We start from the raw sequence: 19,441 nt of genomic DNA on the forward strand, positions 1-19,441 counted from the left end.
ACACAGCTGCATGGACAGCGGGGGAGGCGATCGATGTGACCGAGGTCGAGACCGGGACGGGGGCGGCGGAGCCGAGGCAGGCGGCCAGGATTTCGGCCGTGCGGGGCTTCGCACGATGGCCGGTCGAGGGCTCACCGAAGGAGGAGGGCAAGGCACTGCGTACACGGGTGCGCCGCCGCGCCCACGCCGAACTGGTGCTGGACGTCGACCGCCCGGACGCGGTCACCGCCGTGAAGGAGTCCAACCGCGGCCGCCTCCCCGAGCTCACGCCGATACGCGTCGGCCGGATGGCGGCCACACCGTTCGCGTTCCTGCGCGGCTCGGCGGGCCTCATGGCCCATGACCTCGCACGCACCCCGATGACCGGCATCCGTGCCCAGATCTGCGGCGACGCCCACGCGGCGAACTTCGGCCTGTACGGGGACGCCCGCGGCGGCCTGATCATCGACCTGAACGACTTCGACGAGACGGTGCTCGGGCCCTGGGAGTGGGACCTCAAGCGGCTCGCCGCCTCCCTCGTGCTCGCCGGCCGCGAGGCGGGGGCCGACGAGGACCGGTGCCGTCAGGCGGCGCAGGACGCGGTCGGCGCCTATCGGCGCACGATGCGCCTGCTGGCCAGACTCCCGGTCCTCGACGCCTGGAACGCGATCACGGACGAGGAACTGGTCTCCCACACGGACGCCCACGACCTGCTCGGCACGCTGGAACGGGTCTCCGAGAAGGCGCGGGCCAACACGAGCGGCCGGTTCGCGGCGAAGGCGACGGAGCAGGTCGAGGGCGGCGGCCGGCGCTTCGTGGACGCACCACCGGTGCTGCGCCGCATACCGGACGCGGAGGCCGAGTCGGTCGCGGCGTCGCTCGAGGAGTATCTGACGACGCTGCCCGAGGACCGGCACCCGCTCCTCGCCCGGTACGCGGTGCACGACGTGGCGTTCCGCCTCGTCGGCACGGGCAGCGTGGGCACCCGCTCCTATGTGGTGCTGCTCCTCGACCACCGGGGCGAACCGCTGATCCTCCAGGTCAAGGAGGCCCGCCCGTCGGCCCTGTTGCCCCACCTGGCCACGGCCGGCCATCCGGTGACGGAGGTGGAGCACGAGGGACGCCGGGTCGTCCAGGGGCAGAAGCGCATGCAGGTCGTCAGCGACATCCTGCTGGGCTGGACGACGGTCGACCAACGCCCTTACCAGGTACGGCAGTTCCGCAACCGCAAGGGCAGCGTCGACCCGGCGGCCCTGGCCGCCGACCAGATAGACGACTACGCCCGCATGACCGGGGCGCTGCTGGCCCGCGCCCACAGCCACAGCGCCGACCCGCGCCTGATAGCGGGCTACTGCGGCAAGAACGAGGAACTGGACGAGGCGATGGCCGCGTTCGCCGTGCAGTACGCGGACCGCACGGAGGCGGACCACGCGGAGCTGGTGGCGGCGGTGCGGAGCGGGCGGATCGCGGAGGAGGCTGGGGTTTGAGGGGGCGGGGAGGGAGGGGGAGGGGGAGGCCCCCAGAGGTGTCGGTCTGCCGCGCATCCCAACCTCACCGCACCAAGGCAGAGCTCCCCCGACCGTGTCTTACGCTGGTGCGGTGACGACGCCGGATGCCGAGCAGAGCGAGCCCCTGTCCGCTGCCGAGGAGCCGGTCGCCGAGGGCGGCGGCTCCGGTGAGGGGGCGGGTGCCGGGGCCGGGGGCGCCGGGGCGCGGCCCGAGGAGCGGCTGGAGCGGGCCGTGCGGGCCGCCGAGCAGGCGTTGATCGAGTACGAGATCGCCGTGGAGACCTTCCGCGTGGAGGTGGAGAACTTCTCCCGGTTGCACCACCAGAGGCTCGGCCCCATGTACGCGCGCCTGGAGGAGCTGGACGCGGAGATCGCGGAGGCGCGGGCCGCCCGCACCCGGGATCCGGAGGACATACGCCGCGCCCACGAGGCACGTGCCCGGGTCCTGCCGATGCCCGGTGTGGAGGAGCTGTTCCACGGCTGGATGGACTCGGAGGGACTGTACCCCGAGGCGCAGGCCATGCTGACGGACCAGCCCGTGCGGCCTCCGCAGCGTGTGCGCCCCAGCGAGGAGGCCCGCAAGCTGTACCGCGAGCTGGCCCGCAAGGCGCATCCCGACCTCGCCCAGGACGAGGACGAGCGCAAGCGGCGGGACGAGTTCATCGCCCGGGTCAACGTCGCCTACGCCCGTGGCGACGAGGCCCTGCTGCGGGAGCTGTCGGAGGAGTGGGCCGCGGGCCCCGTCCCCGAGGAGCGCCGGCCGAGCCGCAGTGAGGAGCTGTACGCCCGTCTGGAGTGGCTCTCCCAGCGCAAGGAACTGCTCACGCTGATGGCCCGGGAGCTGGAGGAGGGTGCGATCGGCTCGATGCTTCGGCTCGCCCCCGATGACCCCGACGGCCTCCTCGAGGAGATCGCGGAGCAGCTGCTGGCTCAGGTAGCGCAGAAGGAGGCCGAGCTGGAGGTGCTGCGCGGCTGAGCCGCCCGTGGACGTCCGTGGTGGCAGGCACGTCCGCTTCGGCGTCGGGTAGCGTCGGGGTATGCATTTCGGAGCTGGTGTGCCCACGGTCGGGGTCGCGGACCTCAAGGACGGTGACTTCCTGCTGGACGTCCGCGAGGACGACGAGTGGCAGGCGGGTCATGCCGAGGGGGCGCTGCACATCCCCCTCAGTGAGTTCGTCGCACGCTACGGAGAGTTCACGGAGGCGGCGCCGCAGGACGGCCGGGTCCATGTGATCTGCCGCTCGGGGGGTCGTTCGGCTCAGGTGGCGATGTATCTGGTCCAACAGGGCATCGACGCGGTGAACGTCGACGGCGGCATGCAGGTATGGGCCGCTGAGGGCCGCCCGGTAGTGGACGCCGAGGGTGAGCCCGGCGTCGTGCTCTAGTCCGGCCCAGGGGGTCGTGCTGTGGTGCGGACCGGAGGCGTCGTGTTCTGGTTGAGCCGGACATGTCGTGCCTCTGTCTGGTCCGGCCGGACGCTTTTCGAGCGGGGCGTTCGGCTCAGCCCAGTGGGTGCGTCGCCAGCAGGTCGCCGAGTGCTTCCTCGTGCGCGGCCGCCGGGCCGAGTGACAGCTCCAGGTGCTTTGCCCAGGCGTGGTAGCGGTGCAGGGGGTAGTCGGTGTCGGCGCCGAAGCCGCCGTGCAGATGCTGCGCGGTCTGCACCACCCGCCGTACGCCCTGCGAGGCCCAGATCTTCGCCACCGCGACGTCCCCGGCCGTCGGCAGCGCTCCCGCCGTGCCGGATGTGATCCGCCATGCGGCCTGCCAGAGTGTGGCCTCCATGGCGCGCAGGTCCATGTACCGGTCGGCGGCCTGCATGGCGACCGCCTGGAACGTGGCGATGGGGTGGCCGAACTGTTCCCGTTTGCCGGTGTACTCGCTGGTCATCCTCAGCGCAGCCTCGGCGAGGCCGAGCGCGAGCGCGCACGTGCCGGTGGTGAGCAGCAGGCGCAGCCGCTCCCAGGCACCCTCGACGTCGAGCAGGTACCGCCCGGCGATCCGTGCCGACTCCAGCCGCAGCTCGGCGAGCCGCTCCCCCGTCGTCGAGAGCTGTTCGGCCAGAACGACACCTTTGTGCGTGCGCGGCACCAGGGCGAGGACGGCGTGGCTGGAATCGTCGGTGTGGGCCGGTACGAGGACGGCGTCGGCGTTGTACGCCCACGGCACCGCCGTCTGTGTCCCGTCCAGGACCCAGTTGCCGCCGTCTTGCCGTGCCACCACCGCGAGTTCGGCCGGGTCGTGCCCGGTCCGGCCGTGTGCGGCGATGGTGAGGACCGTCTCTCCGCCCCCGGTTCCTGGCAGCAGTTCCTCCTTCAACTCGGTGCTGCCGTAGGTTTGTACGGCGACCGCCGCGATGGTGTTCTCCAGCAGTGGCACCCGTGCGAGCACCTTGGTCGACTCGCGCAGCACCAGGCAGAGGGCGATCGGGTCGAGACCGGCGCCGCCGTACTCCTCGTCCAGGAGCAGGCTGAGCAGGTCCGCGTCGGCGAGCCGCGCCCACAGTGCCCGGTCGAAGTCGTCGGCGACGGCGCCGGCGGTCAGCGCTGGGCTGGGTACTGCGTCCGGTGCGACTCCGGCGAACACGGCCCTCGCCGCCTCGGCCGCCGCCTGCTGCTCCTCGCTGAAGGTGAAGTCCACGGCCTGTCCTCCTGGCGGTTCCGCTGACCTGACGGTCCGTCAGGATAGGACAGGTTCTAGAAGAGGGGAACGGTTGGCGGTCAGGTCCTCCCCGGGAATGCTCAGCGAGCGGTTCGGCAGGGGACGCTCATCGGTCGAAGTCCAGTTCCACCGTCTCCGTGACCGGATGCGACTGGCACGCGAGCACATATCCGGCTTCCGTCTCCTCCGGCTCGAGCGCGAAGTTGCGGTCCATCCGTACCTCGCCCGAGACCAGGAAGGCCCGGCAGGTCCCGCACACCCCGCCCTTGCAGGCGTAGGGCGCGTCGGGCCGGTTGCGCAGCACCGTCTCCAGCAGCGACTCGCCGTCGTGGACCGGCCAGGTGCCGCCGCGTCCGTCGAGCCGCGCGGTCACCCTGCTGTGCGCGGGAGCCACGGTGGCCGGTGTGGTCACGGTCACGTCGTCCACGTGGAAGATCTCCTCGTGGATCCGCGTCCGGGGCACTCCCAGTCCGCGCAGTGCTCGCTCCGCCGACTGCACCAGCCCGAACGGACCGCACAGGAACCAGCCGGCGACCTCCTCGACCGGCAGCAGCGCCGGCAACAGCTGGTCGAGCCGCTCCCGGTCGAGCCGGCCGGACGGCAGCCCCGCCTGCTGTTCCTCCCGGGAGAGCACCGTGACCAGCTGGAACCGCTCGGGGTAGCGGTCCTTGAGGTCGGCGACCTCCTCCAGGAACATCGTCGAGGCCGTCGTGCGGTCGCTGCGTATGAGGCAGAAGCGCGCACCGGGTTCCCGCTTCAGGAGCGTCGTCACGATCGACAGCACGGGGGTGATGCCGCTGCCGCCCACCACCGCCGCGTACAGCCCGGGTGCCGGCTCCAGCGTGAACCGTCCCGCCGGTGTCATCACCTCCAGTTCGTCCCCGGCGGCGATCTCCTTGAGGGCGTAGGTGGAGAAGGCCCCGCCCTCGACCAGCCGCACCCCGACCCGCAGCGTGCGCGGGCCCTGTTCGTCCGGTGCCGGAGCGGGGGAGCAGATCGAGTACGTGCGCCGTATCTCCCTGCCGTCGACGGTGCGGCGCAGCGCGAGGTGCTGGCCGGGCGTGTGCCGGTACTCCTCGCGCAGTGCGGGCGGCACGGTGAAGGTCAGGGCCACGGAGTCGTCGGTGAGCCGCTCCACCGAGGCCACCGGGAGCAGGTGGAACCGGGCCATCACAACTCCTTGAAGTGGTCGAACGGCTCACGGCAGGCGAGGCAGCGGCGCAGTGCCTTGCACGCGGTGGACGAGAAACGGCTGAGCAGCTCGGTCTCGGCGGATCCGCAGAACGGGCAGCGTACGGGGGTGTCCGGCTCGGCGGAGCCGGTGACGGTGCGGGTCGGGCCCAGCTCGACGGGCACCGGACCCGACGGGTGCCGTCCGCGGACGCGCGGGGGCGCTATCCCGAACTCCCTCAGCTTTCGGCGGCCCTCCTCGGAGATGTCGTCCGTGGACCAGGCGGGGGTGAGGACCGTGCGTACGACGACCTCCCGCACGCCGTGCTCGCGCAGCACCCGCTCTATGTCCACGGACATGGCTTCGAGCGCGGGGCATCCCGTGTACGTCGGGGTGAGTTCGACCTCCACCGCGTCCGTGCCGCGTACATGGACGGACCGTAGAACGCCCAGCTCCTCCAGGGTGAGCACGGGCAGCTCGGGGTCGGGGACGGAGCCGGCGAGCCGGCGCAGTTCCTCTTCGAGGGCCGTGGCCGTCACCATGACGCCCCCGGGTGGCTGCGGTGCAGGTGCTGCATCTCGGCGAGCATCCGTCCGAACGGTTCGGTGTGCAGGCCCTGGCGTCCCGCGCCCGCCGTCCACGCCCCGGAACACGGTCCCTGAGGGACTTCGAGGGTGGCCCGGCGAAGGACGTCGCCGACCGAGTCCAGCCAGGCCTGTTCCATGCCGGTCCAGTCGACGTCCACCCCCTCCACCGGCTGGAACATCTCTCCCGTGTACCGCCACAGCGCCTCGCACGCGTGGCGCATCCGCTGATGGCTGACGTCCGTGCCGTCGCCGAGCCGCAGCGTCCACTGCTCGGCGTGGTCCTGGTGGTAGGCGACCTCCTTGACCGCCTTGGCCGCGAGTCCGGCGAACTGGCCGGTCCCGGAGGCGAGTTCGGTGTACAGCAGTCGCTGGTAGGTCGAGAAGTACAGCTGGCGGGCGATGGTGTGCGCGAAGTCGCCGTTGGGCTGCTCCACCAGCTGCAGGTTGCGGAAGGCGCGCTCCTCCCGCAGGTACGCCAGCTCGTCCTCGTCGCCCACCATGGACAGCAGCACCCGGGCCTGGCCCAGCAGGTCGAGGGCGATGTTGGCGAGGGCGACCTCCTCCTCCAGTACCGGTGCGTGGCCCGCCCACTCCCCCAGGCGGTGCGAGAGCACCAGGGCGTCGTCGCCGAGGGCCAGGGCGGCCGCGGTGTGCACGGTGACGGTCACAGGTGCTTCACCCCTTCCGGGATCTCGTAGAACGTCGGGTGCCGGTACGGCTTGTCGGCGGCCGGTTCGAAGAACGGGTCCTTCTCGTCCGGCGAGGACGCGGTGATCGCGGCGGAGGGCACCACCCAGATCGAGACGCCCTCGCCGCGCCGGGTGTACAGGTCGCGCGCGTTGCGCAGGGCGAGCTCGGCGTCCGGGGCGTGCAGGCTGCCGGCGTGGGTGTGCGAGAGCCCGCGGCGTGAGCGGACGAAGACCTCCCACAGGGGCCAGTCGGTGTTCGTCATGCGTGCTGCGCTCCCGTCCCGCCGTTGTGCTTCGCCGCGTACGCCGCGGCTGCCTCCCGTACCCAGGCCCCTTCCTCGTGGGCCTGCCTGCGCTGGGCCAGCCGCTGCTCGTTGCAGGGGCCGTTGCCCTTGAGGACCTCCCAGAACTCCGTCCAGTCGATGGGGCCGAAGTCGTGGTGCCCCCGCTCCTCGTTCCACCGCAGGTCCGGGTCGGGGAGGGTGAGGCCGAGGGCCTCGGCCTGAGGGACGCAGATGTCCACGAAGCGCTGGCGCAGCTCGTCGTTCGAGTGCCGCTTGATCCTCCACGCCATCGACTGCGCGGAGTGCGCCGACTCGTCGTCGGGCGGGCCGAACATCATCAGGGACGGCCACCACCAGCGGTTCACCGCGTCCTGCGCCATCGCGTGCTGTTCGGGTGTGCCTCGGCTGAGGGTCAGCAGCAGCTCGTAGCCCTGGCGCTGGTGGAAGGACTCCTCCTTGCAGATGCGGACCATCGCTCGGGCGTACGGCCCGTAGGAGCAGCGGCACAGGGGCACCTGGTTGGTGATCGCTGCGCCGTCCACCAGCCAGCCGATCGCGCCGACGTCCGCCCAGGTCAGCGTCGGGTAGTTGAAGATCGATGAATACTTCTGGCGGCCCGTGTGCAGCTTGTCGAGCAGTTCGTCGCGGCTGGTGCCGAGCGTTTCCGCCGCGCCGTACAGATACAGTCCGTGGCCCGCCTCGTCCTGCACCTTGGCCATCAGGATCGCCTTGCGGCGCAGTGAGGGAGCGCGCGTGATCCAGTTGGCCTCCGGCTGCATGCCGATGATCTCGGAGTGCGCGTGCTGGGCGATCTGCCGGACGAGGGTGGCGCGGTAGGCGTCCGGCATCCAGTCGCGTGGCTCGATGCGCTCGTCGCCGGCGACGGCTGCGTCGAACACGGCCTCGTACGCCGTCGCGTCCGTCTCTGTGCCGTCCGCGCGGGCCGTCCGGTGCGCTGCTGCTGTCGCCATGCGGTCCCCCTGACCACTCGCCGTCTCCCGACCGATCGTTCGGTCCGGTCGATTCAATGGTGAGGCGGAGCGCCGTAGGGTGTCAACCGCTGTGGACAACCCGCGGCGCCGGTCCGGCCGCTGTGCCCATCGGGCTGTGCGGGGCGGGCGGGGCTGAGTACCGTTCCGGGTGCGCATGCCGAGCGTGCTGCGAACGGGTGAGCCCGAGCCGCGCGGTCCGCCGCGGACACGGCAGGCGGTGGCCCGGCCTGCGGCAAGGGACGGCGGCACGGCAGGAAAGCTCGGGAGACGGGGCGGGATGGACGCGTACGACAAGGGGCCCGACGCCCGGCCGGATCGGCCGGGCGACTGCGCCGACCCGGTGTCCGCCCTGCCCGAGGGCGTCAGGACGGACATCGCCGGGGAGCCGGGGGAGCAGGGGGAACAGAGGGACGCGGGGGGTGCCCCTTCCGCAGAGACCGCCGCCTCGCCGGAATCAACCCGGCCGGAATCAACCTCGTCGGAATCCGCCTGGCCGAAGTCCGCCTCCCCGGAATCCCCCTCGCCGAAGTCCGCCTCCCCGGAATCCGCTTCCGAATCCACTGCGGCCCGCGCGCCCCGCACCGGCATAGCCGCCCTCTCGCTCCGCTACCAGGTCGCCGCCGCGCTCGCGCTCGCGGTCGTCGCCGTCGCTGCCTGTGTGCATCTCGGCATGGTGTTCCTGCACGTCGCGCCCCCGAACACGCTCACGAAGAAGCACGGCAAGGTGATCGACGACTGGATCTACCCGGAGTTCGAACAGAACTGGAAACTGTTCGCACCCAACCCGCTGCAGCAGAACATCGACGTCCAGGTCCGCGCCCAGGTCCGCACCGGGAACGGCGGGGAGCGGACGACCGGCTGGTACGACCTGTCCGCGCTCGACGGTGCCGCCATCCACGGCAATCTGCTGCCGAGCCACACCCAGCAGAACGAACTGCGTCGCGCCTGGGACTTCTACGCCGCCTCGCACGACGGCCAGAACCGCCCCGCGGGTCTGCGCGGTGCCCTGTCCGAGGACTATCTGCGCCGCGTGGTCGTGGTGCGCCTCGACCGGGAGCACGCGGCAGGCCGCGGCGAGACCCTCGAAAGCGTCCAGGTCCGCTCCCGCATCAGCGACGTGCCGCCGCCCAAGTGGAGCGACGAACAGGTGTCCGGCGCACCCGTATACCGACAGCTGCCCTGGTGGCCGCTTCCGGACGCTGAGCGGACGGGGGCGAGCGCCTGATGAACCGTGTCGCCCTGTCCGTCTCGCGCGGCATCGCCCGAGTCACCGACGCCGCCCTCGGCCCGTACCAGACCGCGGTCGTGCGCATCGGCTTCGCCGCCACCTGGCTGCTGTTCCTCCTGCGGGAGTTCCCCCACCGTCAGGAGATGTACGGACCCGACGGTCCGTGGAGCTGGGACCTGGCCCGGCAGCTCATCGCGGACAACCACGCCTTCACGATTCTCATGTGGTCCGGCAGCCGGGTCTGGTTCGAGGCCGTGTACGCCCTCGCGGTGCTGTCCAGCGCCCTGTTCCTGGTCGGCTGGCGCACCCGCGCGGTGTCCGTGCTGTTCATGGTGGGCGTGCTGTCGCTGGAGAACCGCAGCGTGTTCATGGGCGACGGCGGTGACAACGTCATTCATCTGATGGCGATCTACCTGGTCTTCACCCGCTGCGGGCAGGTGTGGTCGCTGGACGAGCGGCGCGAACGGCGCGCCCGTGCGGCCCGCGCGCGTGGGGAGCGGCCCCGGCCAGACCGGGCGGGGCCCGTGCTGTGGGGGGTGCTCGGCCTCGCGCTGGCCCTGGCGACGGGCGCGGGCCGGCTCGGCGCCGGCTGGCTTGCCGTGTACTGGGGGCTGTGGGCCGTACAGGGCCTTTGGTGGTACGTCGGACGGCGCGCCCCGGACGGCGAGCCCCGCGTCCTGCTGGACATCGTCGCCAACCTCGTGCACAACGCCGCTCTGCTCGTGATCATGGCCGAGGCGTGTCTGATCTACTCGACCGCCGGCTGGTACAAGATCCAGGGCTCGCGCTGGCAGGACGGCACCGCCGTCTACTATCCGCTGCACCTCGAGTCCTTCTCGCCCTGGCCCGCCCTGTCCGACCTGCTGACCTCGCACGGCACGGTGGTGCTGCTGGTGACGTACGGGACGGTCGCCGCGCAGGTCGCGTTCCCGTTCACCCTTCTGAACCGGCGCGTGAAGAACGTCCTGCTGGCGTTCATGATCACCGAGCACGCGGTGATCGCCGTGGTCCTGGGGCTGCCGTTCTTCTCCCTCGCGATGATCGCCGCGGACTCCGTGTTCCTGCCGACGTCCTTCCTGCGCCGACTGGGCGGGTGGGCGTCACGTGCGCGTGGACGCCTGGCCACGGGCCATGTCGCCCGGGCGCTGCCTCGCCCGCGCTCGCACCGGCCGCCCACGCAGGAGCCGACCGAGCCCGCACAGGCAGGCTTGCCGACGTGAGCCGCACGTAGGCTGCACAACATGACCGACCCGTCCCGCGGCGGCGCCGCCGACCCGCTGACCACCTGGCGCAGGCTCGCCGACTGCTGTGTGCTGCTCGACGGTTTCCACGCGCTCAAGCACGCGGTCCGCTTCCAGGCGCGGGTGCCGGTCGCCGTCACCATCGACCGGGGTGCGGCCCTCGCCCTGGCCGACGACCTCGCTCCCGATGTACGGGACACCTTGGACGCACTGCTGACGGAGGTCCCCGAGGCCGCCTACCAGTCCCTGGTCTCGCGCCCACACCCCACCGGGGTCGCCGCCCTCGCCGTGCGCCCTTCGCGCGAGGCCAACCTCGAGACGCTCCGGCGCACGCCCCGCACCGCCCCCGTCGTCGTCCTCGACAACCCGCGCAACCTGGGCAACGCGGGCGCCGTGATCCGGCTCGCGGCGGGCTTCGGCGCGACCGGGGTGGTCACGACGGGCACGCTCGACCCCTGGCATCCCACGGTGGTCCGCGGCGGGGCCGGACTGCACTTCGCGACCGCCGTGGAGCGGCTGACCGCGGCCGAACTGCCGCCCGGCCCGGTCTTCGCCCTGGACCCGGAGGGCGACGACATCCGCGGGCTGAAACTCCCCGACGACGCCGTGCTCGCGTTCGGCTCCGAGCGCACCGGGCTCTCGGCCGAGTTGCGCGACCGCGCCGACCACCTGGTGTCCCTGCCGATGCGCCCCCAGGTCTCCAGCTACAACCTCGCGACCAGCGTGGCCATGACGCTGTACCACTGGAGCGCGACCGGAGGCGCACCCGCCTGAGCCGCCGCTACGCCTCCCGGCGCACCTCCACCACCCGGAAGCGGTTCGCCACGAACGCCCCGTCGCACAGAGCCGCGTTGGCCGCCGGGTTGCCGCCCGAGCCGTGGAAGTCGGAGAAGGCTGCCGTCTGGTTGACGTACACCCCGCCGGTCAGGTTGAGCGAGAGCTGGGCGGACTCCTCCAGGCAGACCTCCACGACGGCCTGCTCGAACTCCTCGGAGGTGGTGTATGCGCCCACGGTCATCGCGCCCTTGTCCCTGATCGTGCGCCGCAGCAGCCCCACCGCGTCCCTCGCCGAGTCCACCGCGACGGCGAAGGCGACCGGTCCGAAGCACTCGCTCATGTAGGCGGCCTCCGCGTCCGGCTTGGCGCCGTCGAGCTTGACGATGACCGGTGTGCGGACGACCGCCTGAGGGAACTCCGGGTTGGAGATCTCCCGGGAGGCCAGGGCGACCTCGCCGAGCCCGGCCGCCGCCTCCAGGCGGGCCTTGACGTCCGGGTTCACGATCGCGCCGAGCAGCGCGTTCGCCCGCGCGTCATCGCCCAGCAGGCCGTCCACGGCCTTCGCCAGGTCGGCGACCACCTCGTCGTACGTCTTCGGGCCGTCGTCGGTGGTGATGCCGTCCCGCGGGATCAGCAGGTTCTGCGGGGTGGTGCACATCTGGCCGCTGTACAGCGACAGGGAGAACGCCAGGTTGGACAGCATCCCCTTGTAGTTGTCGGTCGACTCCACGATCACCGTGTTGACGCCGGCCTTCTCCGTGTAGACCTGGGCCTGGCGGGCGTTGGCCTCCAGCCACTCGCCGAATGCCGTCGAGCCCGTGTAGTCGATGATCCGGATCTCCGGGCGGACGGCCAGCGTCTTGGCGATACCTTCCCCGGGCCGCTCGGCGGCCAGCGCCACCAGGTTCGGGTCGAAGCCGGCCTCCGCGAGCACCTGGCGGGCCACCCGCACCGTGAGCGCGAGCGGCAGCACCGCGCGCGGGTGCGGCTTGACCAGCACCCCGTTGCCGGTGGCGAGGGAGGCGAACAGGCCCGGGTAGCCGTTCCACGTCGGGAAGGTGTTGCAGCCGATGACCAGGGCGATGCCGCGCGGGACGGCCTTGAAGGTCTTGGTGAGCGCCAGCGGGTCGCGCTTGCCCTGGGGCTTGGTCCACTCGGCGGTGTCCGGTGTGCGGGCCTGCTCCGCGTACGCGTACGCCACCGCCTCCAGGCCGCGGTCCTGTGCGTGCGGGCCGCCCGCCTGGAACGCCATCATGAACGCCTGGCCACTGGTGTGCATGACCGCGTGCGCGAACTCGTGCGTCCGGTCGCTGATGCGCTTGAGGATCTCCAGACACACCATGGCGCGCATCTCCGCGCCCGCGTCGCGCCAGGCCTTCTGGCCCGCGCGCATGGCGGGCAGCAGTACGTCGATGTCGGCGTGCGGATAGGTGATCCCCAGCTCGATGCCGTACGGGGAGACCTCGCCGCCCGTGAAGTCGTCCGTGCCGGGCTGGCCGAGGTCGAGGCGGGAGCCGAGGAGCGCCTCGAAGGCGGCCTTGCCCGCCGCCGCGTCCAGGCTGCCGTTCTCCCCGTAGGCCTTGGGGTGTTCGGGGTGGGGGGACCAGTACGCGCGCGTGCGGATCGCTTCCAGCGCCTGGTCGAGGGTGGGCCGGTGCTGGGCGATCAGCTGGTGCGCGGTGAGTTCGGCGGCCATGCGGGACCAACTCCTCGTCTTGAGAGCTCTTCCTTGAGCTCGTGACCTGGGCAGGAACAGCCGGACAGGGTTAGAGTAACCGAACGATCGGTCGGGACAAGGGTGTCCGCCGTATCTGTGGACAAGGGGGTCCGCCGCACCTGTGGACAACCCCGTGCGGGAGGATCGCGCACATGACAGCACTCGACCTCAGCAGCCCCGTGGCCGTCGTGGGCACCGGCACCATGGGCCAGGGCATAGCCCAGGTCGCGCTGGTCGCGGGCCATCCGGTGCGGCTGTATGACGCCGTCCCCGGCCGCGCCCACGAGGCGGCCGCGGCGATCGGCGCGCGCCTCGACCGGCTCGTCGAGAAGGACCGGCTCACCGGCGCCGAGCGGGACGCGGCCCGCGCCCGCCTGCTGCCCGCCGAGAGCCTGGACGCTCTCGCGGACTGCGCACTCGTCGTGGAGGCGGTCCTGGAGCGCCTCGATGTGAAACAGCAGCTGTTTCGTGAGCTGGAGGACATCGTCGGGGACGACTGCCTGCTCGCCACCAACACCTCCTCCCTTTCCGTGACCGCGATCGGCGGTGCCCTCAGGGCCCCGGGCCGCTTCGTCGGACTGCACTTCTTCAACCCCGCGCCGCTGATGCCGCTGGTCGAGGTCGTCTCCGGGTTCGCCACCGACGTCACGTCCGCCACGCGCGCGTACGAGACGGCCCGAGCCTGGGGCAAGACCCCGGTCGCCTGCGCGGACACCCCCGGCTTCATCGTCAACCGCATCGCGCGGCCCTTCTACGCCGAGGCGTTCGCGGTGTACGAGGCGCAGGCCGCCGACCCGGCCACCATCGACGCCGTGCTGCGCGAGTCGGGCGGCTTCCGGATGGGCGCCTTCGAGCTCACCGACCTGATCGGGCAGGACGTCAACGAGTCCGTCACCCGCTCCGTGTGGGAGTCCTTCTTCCAGGACGTGCGCTTCACGCCCTCGCTCGCGCAGCGGCGGCTGGTCGAGTCGGGCCGGCTCGGCCGCAAGAGCGGACGCGGCTGGTACGACTACACGGACGGCGCCGAGCGGCCCGAGCCGCACACCGCGGAAAAGGCGCAGGCACCCTCGTACGTGGTCGCCGAGGGCGACCTCGGCCCCGCCTCCGAACTGCTCGCGCTGATCCGCGAGGCGGGCATCGGGGTGCGTGAGGAGGACGAGGACAACGGCACCCGCCTGGTGCTGCCGAGCGGCGGCCAGCTCGTCCTCGCCGACGGGCAGACCTCCGTCGAGTTCCGCGACGTCGTCTACTTCGACCTGGCGCTCGACTACCGCACGGCGACCCGCATCGCCCTGTCCGCCTCCCAGGACACCTCCGCGCAGACCCTGGCCGAGGCCACCGGGCTCTTCCAGGCGCTCGGCAAGGACGTCAGCGTCATCGGGGACGTGCCCGGCATGATCGTCGCCCGCACGGTGGCCCGCATCGTCGACCTCGCGCACGACGCCGTCGCCAAGGGGGTGGCCACCGAGGAGGACATCGACACCGCGATGCGCCTCGGCGTCAACTACCCGCTCGGGCCCTTCGAGTGGAGCCGCAGGCTCGGCCGCGGCTGGGCCTACGACGTCCTGGACGACCTGCACCTGCGCGACCCCTCGGGACGGTACGCCCCGTCCCTCGCGCTCTACCGCCACGCGTACGCCTCCGAAAAGCGGGAGGGCACCTCATGACCACCGCCAAGCGCGACACGTACACCCCGGAGAGCCTGCTCTCCGTCGCGGTGCAGGTCTTCAACGAGCGCGGCTACGACGGAACCTCCATGGAGCACCTGTCCAAGGCGGCGGGCATCTCCAAGTCGTCGATCTACCACCACGTCGCCGGCAAGGAGGAGCTGCTGCGCCGCGCCGTCAGCCGGGCGCTGGACGGGTTGTTCGGCATCCTCGACGAGGAGCACGCGCGCGAGGGGCGCCCGGTGGAGCGGCTGGAGTACGTCGTCAGGCGCATGGTCGAGGTGCTCACCGCCGAACTGCCGTATGTGACGCTGCTGCTGCGGGTGCGCGGCAACACCGGCACCGAGCGGTGGGCGCTGGAGCGGCGCCGCGAGTTCGACCATCGGGTCGCCGAGCTGCTCAAGGCGGCGGCCGCCGACGGGGACGTGCGCGGCGACGTGGAGGTGCGGCTCGCCACGCGGCTCGTCTTCGGGATGATCAACTCGATCGTGGAGTGGTACCGGCCCGACGGACGCGGCATGGGCGAGCGGGAGGTGGCCGACGCGGTCGTGCGGCTGGTCTTCGGCGGGCTCCGCAAGGAGTCGTGATCGGGCCTTTGACGGCTCCGAGCATCAGGTCCTAGCTCTCCGGCTCCACGTCCTCCTCCTCGAACACCAGCAGTGTGCGGGTGCTGAGCACTTCGGGGATCGCCTGGAGCCGGGTGAGGACCAGCTCGCGCAGCGCGCGGTTGTCCGGAGTGTGCACCAGCAGCAGGACGTCGAAGTCGCCGCCCACCAGGGCGATGTGGGCGGCCCCGGGAAGTCTGCGCAGCTGTTCGTGGACGGTGCGCCAGGAGTTCTGGACGATTTTCAGGGTGATGTACGCCGATGTGCCCTGACCGGCGCGTTCGTGGTTCACGCGCGCCCCGAAGCCGCGGATGACCCCGTCCTCGATGAGCCGGTTGATCCGCGCGTAGGCGTTGGCCCGCGAGACGTGGACGCGCTCGGCGACCGCCCGTATGGAGGCACGGCCGTCCGCCTGGAGCAACTGCAGGATGTCCCGGTCGACGGCGTCGAGGGGACGCGGGGGCGGCGGAACCGGGCTGTGCTCCGCGGGCTCGGCCATTTGTTCAGATGCCATGTACCCCCGCCTCTCTACCATGGACGTACTGCGTCCATCTCAGGGTGTGGCGAACCGTTTGTCCACAGCCTGGAGGGGCCTGTAGCCAAAATGTGCTGTCGACCGAACAATCGGTAGGTGAGGCGCATCACCACCGTGGCGCGCCTGAAGCCGCTCCCACGAGGAGGTGCCGTCATGACGGTCATGGAGCAGCGGGGCGCCTACCGGCCGACCCCGCCGCCCGCCTGGCAGCCCCGTACCGATCCCGCACCGCTGCTGCCCGACGCGCGGCCGTACCGCGTCCTCGGCACCGAGGCCGCCGCCAAGGCCGACCCGGAGCTGCTGCGCCGGCTGTACGCCGGGCTGGTGCGCGGACGCCGGTACAACGCGCAGGCGACGGCACTGACCAAACAGGGCCGCCTGGCCGTCTACCCCTCCAGCACCGGGCAGGAGGCCTGCCAGGTCGCCGCGGCGCTCGTCCTCGAGGAACGCGACTGGCTCTTCCCCAGCTACCGCGACACGCTGGCCGTCGTCGCCCGCGGCGTCGACCCCGTACAGGCCCTGACCCTGCTGCGCGGCGACTGGCACACCGGCTACGACCCGTACGAGCACCGTGTGGCCCCCCTGTGCACCCCGCTCGCCACCCAACTGCCGCACGCCGTCGGCCTCGCCCATGCCGCGCGCCTGAAGGGCGACGACGTGGTCGCGCTCGCGCTGGTGGGCGACGGGGGCACCAGCGAGGGCGACTTCCACGAGGCCATGAACTTCGCCGCGGTCTGGCAGGCGCCGGTCGTCTTCCTCGTCCAGAACAACGGCTTCGCGATCTCCGTCCCGCTCGCCAAACAGACCGCGGCGCCCTCCCTCGCCCACAAGGCCGTCGGCTACGGCATGCCCGGCCGCCTGGTCGACGGCAACGACGCCGCCGCGGTGCACGAGGTGCTGGCCGACGCCGTGGCACACGCACGCGCGGGCGGCGGCCCGACGCTCGTCGAGGCGGTGACGTACCGCCTCGACGCGCACACGAACGCCGATGACGCGACCCGCTACCGGGCCGACGCCGAGGTCGAGGCCTGGCGCGACCACGACCCGATCGCGCTGCTGGAGCGGGAGTTGACGGACCGCGGACTGCTCGACGAGGACGGGAAGCGGGCCGCGCGCGAGGACGCCGAGGCCATGGCCGCCGACCTGCGCACGCGCATGAACCAGGACCCGGCCCTGGACCCGAGGGACCTCTTCGCGCACGTGTACGCCGAGCCCACCTCCCAACTGATGGAGCAGGAAGCCCAGTTGCGGGCTGAGCTGGACGCGGAGGCCGCGGGGCCGGAAGGAGCCGGGCGATGACGACCGTGGCCCTCAAGCCGGCCACCATGGCCCAGGCCCTGACGCGCGCGCTCCGCGACGCCATGGCGGCCGATGAGTCCGTGCACGTCATGGGGGAGGACGTGGGCACACTCGGCGGTGTCTTCCGCGTCACCGACGGGCTCGCCAAGGAGTTCGGCGACGACCGCTGCACGGACACGCCGCTCGCCGAGGCGGGCATCCTCGGCACGGCCGTCGGCATGGCGATGTACGGCCTCAGGCCGGTCGTCGAGATGCAGTTCGACGCGTTCGCGTACCCCGCGTTGGAGCAACTGGTCAGCCATGTCGCGCGGATGCGCAACCGCACGCGGGGCGCGATGCCGCTGCCGATCACCATCCGCATCCCCTACGGGGGAGGCATCGGCGGTGTGGAGCACCACAGCGACTCCTCCGAGGCGTACTACATGGCGACCCCGGGCCTCCATGTCGTCACACCCGCGACCGTCTCCGATGCCTACGGGTTGCTGCGGGCGGCGATCGCCTCGGACGACCCGGTCGTCTTCCTGGAGCCCAAGCGGCTGTACTGGTCGAAGGCCACCTGGAACCCGGAGGAGCCGGAGGCCGTCGAGCCCATAGGCCGTGCGGTGGTGCGGCGCCCGGGCCGGAGCGCCACGCTGATCACGTACGGTCCGTCGTTGCCGGTGTGCCTGGAGGCGGCCGAGGCGGCGCACTCCGAGGGCTGGGACCTCGAAGTGGTGGACCTGCGGTCCCTGGTCCCCTTCGACGACGAGACGGTGACCGCGTCCGTGCGCCGCACGGGCCGGGCGGTGGTGGTGCACGAGTCGAGCGGGTTCGGCGGCCCGGGCGGGGAGATCGCCGCGCGCGTGACGGAGCGCTGCTTCCACCACCTGGAGGCGCCGGTGCTGCGGGTGGCCGGGTTCGACATCCCCTACCCGCCGCCGATGCTGGAGCGGCACCACCTGCCGGGCGTCGACCGGATCCTGGACGCCGTCGCGCGCCTGCAGTGGGAGGCGGAGAGCTGATGGCCCAGGTGCTGGAGTTCAGGCTGCCGGACCTCGGGGAGGGACTGACCGAGGCGGAGATCGTCCGCTGGCTGGTGCAGGTCGGGGACGTCGTCGCGGTCGACCAGCCGGTCGTCGAGGTGGAGACGGCCAAGGCGATGGTCGAGGTGCCCTGCCCCTACGGCGGTGTGGTCACGGCCCGCTACGGCGAGGAGGGTACGGAACTGCCGGTCGGCGCACCACTGTTGACGGTCGCCGTCGGCGCCCCGGCGGAGCCCGCGCCGGAGTCGTCCGGGAACGTACTGGTCGGATACGGCACGTCGGCGGCTGCGGCGCGCCGCCGCAGGGTTCGGCCGCCGCAGCCCGGCGTACGGTCCACGGACCGCGAACCGTCCGAAGACCGTCGGACGGCTGAGCCGGCCGCCGAGTCCCCCGTGACCGCCGCCCGGTCCCGCGTGTCCGCCTCTGCACCGCGCATCCGGCGCCCCGCCGCCCCGGACCGCCCCGACGGCCCCGTCCCGGTCATCTCCCCGCTGGTCCGCAGGCTCGCCCGACAGCACGGCGTGGACCTGCGGCGGCTCACGGGGTCCGGACCCGACGGGCTGATCCTGCGGGCGGACGTGGAGCGCGCCCTGAGGGCCACCCAGGCCCGCGAGGAGGCGCCGAGGACCACGGTGACCGCTCCGGCAGCCGAGACGGCTCTCACCGGGCGCCCCGAGCCTCGCGCCGGTACCCGTATCCCCCTCAAGGGGGTGCGCGGTGCCGTGGCCGACAAGCTCTCCCGCAGCCGGCGCGAGATCCCCGACGCGACCTGCTGGGTGGACGCCGACGCGACCGAGCTGATGCGCGCGCGGGCGGCGATGAATGCGACCGGCGCCCCGAAGATCTCCCTGCTCGCGCTTCTGGCCCGCATCTGCACGGCAGCGCTCGCCCGGTTCCCGGAGCTCAACGCCACCGTCGACACGGAGGCCCGGGAGATCGTCCGGCTCGATCAGGTGCACCTCGGGTTCGCCGCACAGACCGAGCGGGGGCTCGTCGTCCCCGTCGTGCGGGACGCGCACGTGCGGGACGCCGAGTCGCTGACCGCGGAGTTCGCGCGGCTCACCGAGGCCGCGCGCGCCGGAACCCTCACCCCGGCGGACCTCACCGGAGGGACGTTCACGCTGAACAACTACGGGGTGTTCGGCGTCGACGGCTCGACACCGATCATCAACCACCCCGAGGCGGCCATGCTCGGCGTCGGCCGCATCATCCCCAAGCCCTGGGTGCACGAGGGCGAGCTCGCGGTGCGGCAGGTCGTCCAGCTCTCGCTCACCTTCGACCACCGGGTGTGCGACGGCGGCACGGCAGGCGGCTTCCTGCGGTACGTGGCGGACTGCGTGGAACAGCCCGCCGTGCTGCTGCGCACCCTCTGAGTCGACGGCCGAACCCGGGCGCGGCCCCAGGAAACGGGCGGCGCCCGGCGCCCCTGCCGGCGATACCTCGCGGACCGCGGAGGTACCCGAGGGTGGCATTGATCCACGC

The 19,441-nt window shown here is 72.1% G+C and carries 19 protein-coding genes; 11 read left to right on the plus strand and 8 right to left on the minus strand.

What is annotated here, in order from left to right:
* The first annotated feature begins 35 nt into the window (after positions 1–35).
* From ACFYZJ_RS20120 to ACFYZJ_RS20130, 3 genes are all read left to right on the plus strand, one after another.
* Entirely contained in the window at positions 36–1,466 is a 1,431-nt protein-coding gene (locus ACFYZJ_RS20120) for a DUF2252 domain-containing protein (RefSeq protein WP_388569820.1), read from the plus strand.
* A 112-nt stretch (positions 1,467–1,578) separates the two neighbouring features.
* On the plus strand, positions 1,579–2,463 hold the full coding sequence (locus tag ACFYZJ_RS20125; protein WP_388569823.1) for a hypothetical protein: 885 nt from the start codon (positions 1,579–1,581) through the stop codon (positions 2,461–2,463).
* A 79-nt stretch (positions 2,464–2,542) separates the two neighbouring features.
* Entirely contained in the window at positions 2,543–2,872 is a 330-nt protein-coding gene (locus ACFYZJ_RS20130) for a rhodanese-like domain-containing protein (RefSeq protein ID WP_388570314.1), read from the plus strand.
* Between the two features lie 115 nt (positions 2,873–2,987).
* Here ACFYZJ_RS20130 and ACFYZJ_RS20135 read toward each other — a convergent pair whose 3' ends face one another.
* The 6 genes from ACFYZJ_RS20135 to paaA form a co-directional block, all read right to left on the minus strand.
* Positions 2,988–4,124, minus strand: coding sequence for an acyl-CoA dehydrogenase family protein (locus ACFYZJ_RS20135; RefSeq protein WP_388569826.1), 1,137 nt, complete (start codon positions 4,122–4,124; stop codon positions 2,988–2,990).
* Positions 4,125–4,251: 127 nt separating this feature from the next.
* The gene (locus tag ACFYZJ_RS20140; RefSeq protein ID WP_388569829.1) at positions 4,252–5,316 is read right to left on the minus strand and encodes a 2Fe-2S iron-sulfur cluster-binding protein; all 1,065 of its coding nucleotides are present in this window, start codon (positions 5,314–5,316) and stop codon (positions 4,252–4,254) included.
* Positions 5,316–5,858 (minus strand): 1,2-phenylacetyl-CoA epoxidase subunit PaaD, encoded by a 543-nt coding sequence (paaD, locus tag ACFYZJ_RS20145; RefSeq protein WP_388569832.1) that lies wholly within the window; start codon positions 5,856–5,858, stop codon positions 5,316–5,318. Before paaD ends, ACFYZJ_RS20140 begins: the two co-directional genes overlap by 1 nt.
* Positions 5,852–6,571, minus strand: coding sequence for a 1,2-phenylacetyl-CoA epoxidase subunit PaaC (paaC, locus tag ACFYZJ_RS20150; RefSeq protein ID WP_388569835.1), 720 nt, complete (start codon positions 6,569–6,571; stop codon positions 5,852–5,854). The genes paaD and paaC overlap by 7 nt, the downstream gene beginning before the upstream one ends.
* On the minus strand, positions 6,568–6,855 hold the full coding sequence (gene paaB / locus ACFYZJ_RS20155) for a 1,2-phenylacetyl-CoA epoxidase subunit PaaB (RefSeq protein WP_037614825.1): 288 nt from the start codon (positions 6,853–6,855) through the stop codon (positions 6,568–6,570). The genes paaC and paaB overlap by 4 nt, the downstream gene beginning before the upstream one ends.
* Positions 6,852–7,847, minus strand: coding sequence for a 1,2-phenylacetyl-CoA epoxidase subunit PaaA (paaA, locus tag ACFYZJ_RS20160; protein ID WP_388569838.1), 996 nt, complete (start codon positions 7,845–7,847; stop codon positions 6,852–6,854). The genes paaB and paaA overlap by 4 nt, the downstream gene beginning before the upstream one ends.
* Positions 7,848–8,145: 298 nt before the next feature.
* Between paaA and ACFYZJ_RS20165 the strand changes: the two genes are divergently transcribed.
* Genes ACFYZJ_RS20165 through ACFYZJ_RS20175 form a run of 3 tightly spaced genes read left to right on the plus strand, consistent with a single transcriptional unit; the run spans position 8,146 to position 11,111 of the window.
* Positions 8,146–9,093, plus strand: a complete 948-nt coding sequence (locus ACFYZJ_RS20165; RefSeq protein WP_388569840.1) for a DUF5819 family protein — start codon at positions 8,146–8,148, stop codon at positions 9,091–9,093.
* Complete coding sequence (locus ACFYZJ_RS20170; protein ID WP_388569843.1) at positions 9,093–10,316, plus strand: HTTM domain-containing protein; 1,224 nt, start codon at positions 9,093–9,095, stop codon at positions 10,314–10,316. Before ACFYZJ_RS20165 ends, ACFYZJ_RS20170 begins: the two co-directional genes overlap by 1 nt.
* 21 nt (positions 10,317–10,337) lie before the next feature.
* Positions 10,338–11,111, plus strand: a complete 774-nt coding sequence (locus ACFYZJ_RS20175; protein ID WP_388569846.1) for a TrmH family RNA methyltransferase — start codon at positions 10,338–10,340, stop codon at positions 11,109–11,111.
* Between the two features lie 7 nt (positions 11,112–11,118).
* Here ACFYZJ_RS20175 and paaN read toward each other — a convergent pair whose 3' ends face one another.
* Positions 11,119–12,810, minus strand: a complete 1,692-nt coding sequence (gene paaN / locus ACFYZJ_RS20180) for a phenylacetic acid degradation protein PaaN (RefSeq protein ID WP_388569849.1) — start codon at positions 12,808–12,810, stop codon at positions 11,119–11,121.
* 173 nt (positions 12,811–12,983) lie between these two features.
* Here paaN and ACFYZJ_RS20185 point away from each other — a divergent pair, with 173 nt between their 5' ends.
* Positions 12,984–14,498, plus strand: a complete 1,515-nt coding sequence (locus tag ACFYZJ_RS20185) for a 3-hydroxyacyl-CoA dehydrogenase (protein ID WP_388569853.1) — start codon at positions 12,984–12,986, stop codon at positions 14,496–14,498.
* Entirely contained in the window at positions 14,495–15,085 is a 591-nt protein-coding gene (locus tag ACFYZJ_RS20190) for a TetR/AcrR family transcriptional regulator (protein WP_388569855.1), read from the plus strand. Before ACFYZJ_RS20185 ends, ACFYZJ_RS20190 begins: the two co-directional genes overlap by 4 nt.
* Positions 15,086–15,116: 31 nt before the next feature.
* Here the strand turns inward: ACFYZJ_RS20190 and ACFYZJ_RS20195 are convergent, their stop codons facing one another.
* Positions 15,117–15,602, minus strand: a complete 486-nt coding sequence (locus ACFYZJ_RS20195; RefSeq protein WP_388570316.1) for an Lrp/AsnC family transcriptional regulator — start codon at positions 15,600–15,602, stop codon at positions 15,117–15,119.
* A 189-nt stretch (positions 15,603–15,791) separates the two neighbouring features.
* Between ACFYZJ_RS20195 and pdhA the strand changes: the two genes are divergently transcribed.
* From pdhA to ACFYZJ_RS20210, 3 genes are read left to right on the plus strand one after another with little or no spacing between them, the layout of a single operon-like run.
* Positions 15,792–16,937, plus strand: coding sequence for a pyruvate dehydrogenase (acetyl-transferring) E1 component subunit alpha (pdhA, locus tag ACFYZJ_RS20200; protein WP_388569857.1), 1,146 nt, complete (start codon positions 15,792–15,794; stop codon positions 16,935–16,937).
* Complete coding sequence (locus ACFYZJ_RS20205; protein WP_388569860.1) at positions 16,934–17,938, plus strand: alpha-ketoacid dehydrogenase subunit beta; 1,005 nt, start codon at positions 16,934–16,936, stop codon at positions 17,936–17,938. Before pdhA ends, ACFYZJ_RS20205 begins: the two co-directional genes overlap by 4 nt.
* On the plus strand, positions 17,938–19,332 hold the full coding sequence (locus ACFYZJ_RS20210) for a dihydrolipoamide acetyltransferase family protein (protein ID WP_388569863.1): 1,395 nt from the start codon (positions 17,938–17,940) through the stop codon (positions 19,330–19,332). The genes ACFYZJ_RS20205 and ACFYZJ_RS20210 overlap by 1 nt, the downstream gene beginning before the upstream one ends.
* The last annotated feature ends 109 nt before the right edge of the window (positions 19,333–19,441 follow it).

The sequence above is a fragment of the Streptomyces sp. NPDC001848 genome (assembly GCF_042891915.1).
In the GTDB taxonomy this organism is placed as follows: Bacteria; Actinomycetota; Actinomycetes; order Streptomycetales; family Streptomycetaceae; genus Streptomyces.

Excerpts from the sequence above, each read along its gene's own strand:
- ACFYZJ_RS20140 (WP_388569829.1), bottom strand. The coding sequence starts at position 5,316 with ATGGCCCGGTTCCACCTGCTCCCGGTGGCCTCGGTGGAGCGGCTCACC.
- paaD (WP_388569832.1), bottom strand. The coding sequence starts at position 5,858 with ATGGTGACGGCCACGGCCCTCGAAGAGGAACTGCGCCGGCTCGCCGGC.
- paaB (WP_037614825.1), bottom strand. The coding sequence starts at position 6,855 with ATGACGAACACCGACTGGCCCCTGTGGGAGGTCTTCGTCCGCTCACGC.
- paaA (WP_388569838.1), bottom strand. The coding sequence starts at position 7,847 with ATGGCGACAGCAGCAGCGCACCGGACGGCCCGCGCGGACGGCACAGAG.
- ACFYZJ_RS20165 (WP_388569840.1), top strand. The coding sequence starts at position 8,146 with ATGGACGCGTACGACAAGGGGCCCGACGCCCGGCCGGATCGGCCGGGC.
- ACFYZJ_RS20170 (WP_388569843.1), top strand. The coding sequence starts at position 9,093 with ATGAACCGTGTCGCCCTGTCCGTCTCGCGCGGCATCGCCCGAGTCACC.
- ACFYZJ_RS20175 (WP_388569846.1), top strand. The coding sequence starts at position 10,338 with ATGACCGACCCGTCCCGCGGCGGCGCCGCCGACCCGCTGACCACCTGG.
- paaN (WP_388569849.1), bottom strand. The coding sequence starts at position 12,810 with ATGGCCGCCGAACTCACCGCGCACCAGCTGATCGCCCAGCACCGGCCC.
- ACFYZJ_RS20185 (WP_388569853.1), top strand. The coding sequence starts at position 12,984 with ATGACAGCACTCGACCTCAGCAGCCCCGTGGCCGTCGTGGGCACCGGC.
- ACFYZJ_RS20190 (WP_388569855.1), top strand. The coding sequence starts at position 14,495 with ATGACCACCGCCAAGCGCGACACGTACACCCCGGAGAGCCTGCTCTCC.
- ACFYZJ_RS20195 (WP_388570316.1), bottom strand. The coding sequence starts at position 15,602 with ATGGCCGAGCCCGCGGAGCACAGCCCGGTTCCGCCGCCCCCGCGTCCC.
- pdhA (WP_388569857.1), top strand. The coding sequence starts at position 15,792 with ATGACGGTCATGGAGCAGCGGGGCGCCTACCGGCCGACCCCGCCGCCC.
- ACFYZJ_RS20205 (WP_388569860.1), top strand. The coding sequence starts at position 16,934 with ATGACGACCGTGGCCCTCAAGCCGGCCACCATGGCCCAGGCCCTGACG.
- ACFYZJ_RS20210 (WP_388569863.1), top strand. The coding sequence starts at position 17,938 with ATGGCCCAGGTGCTGGAGTTCAGGCTGCCGGACCTCGGGGAGGGACTG.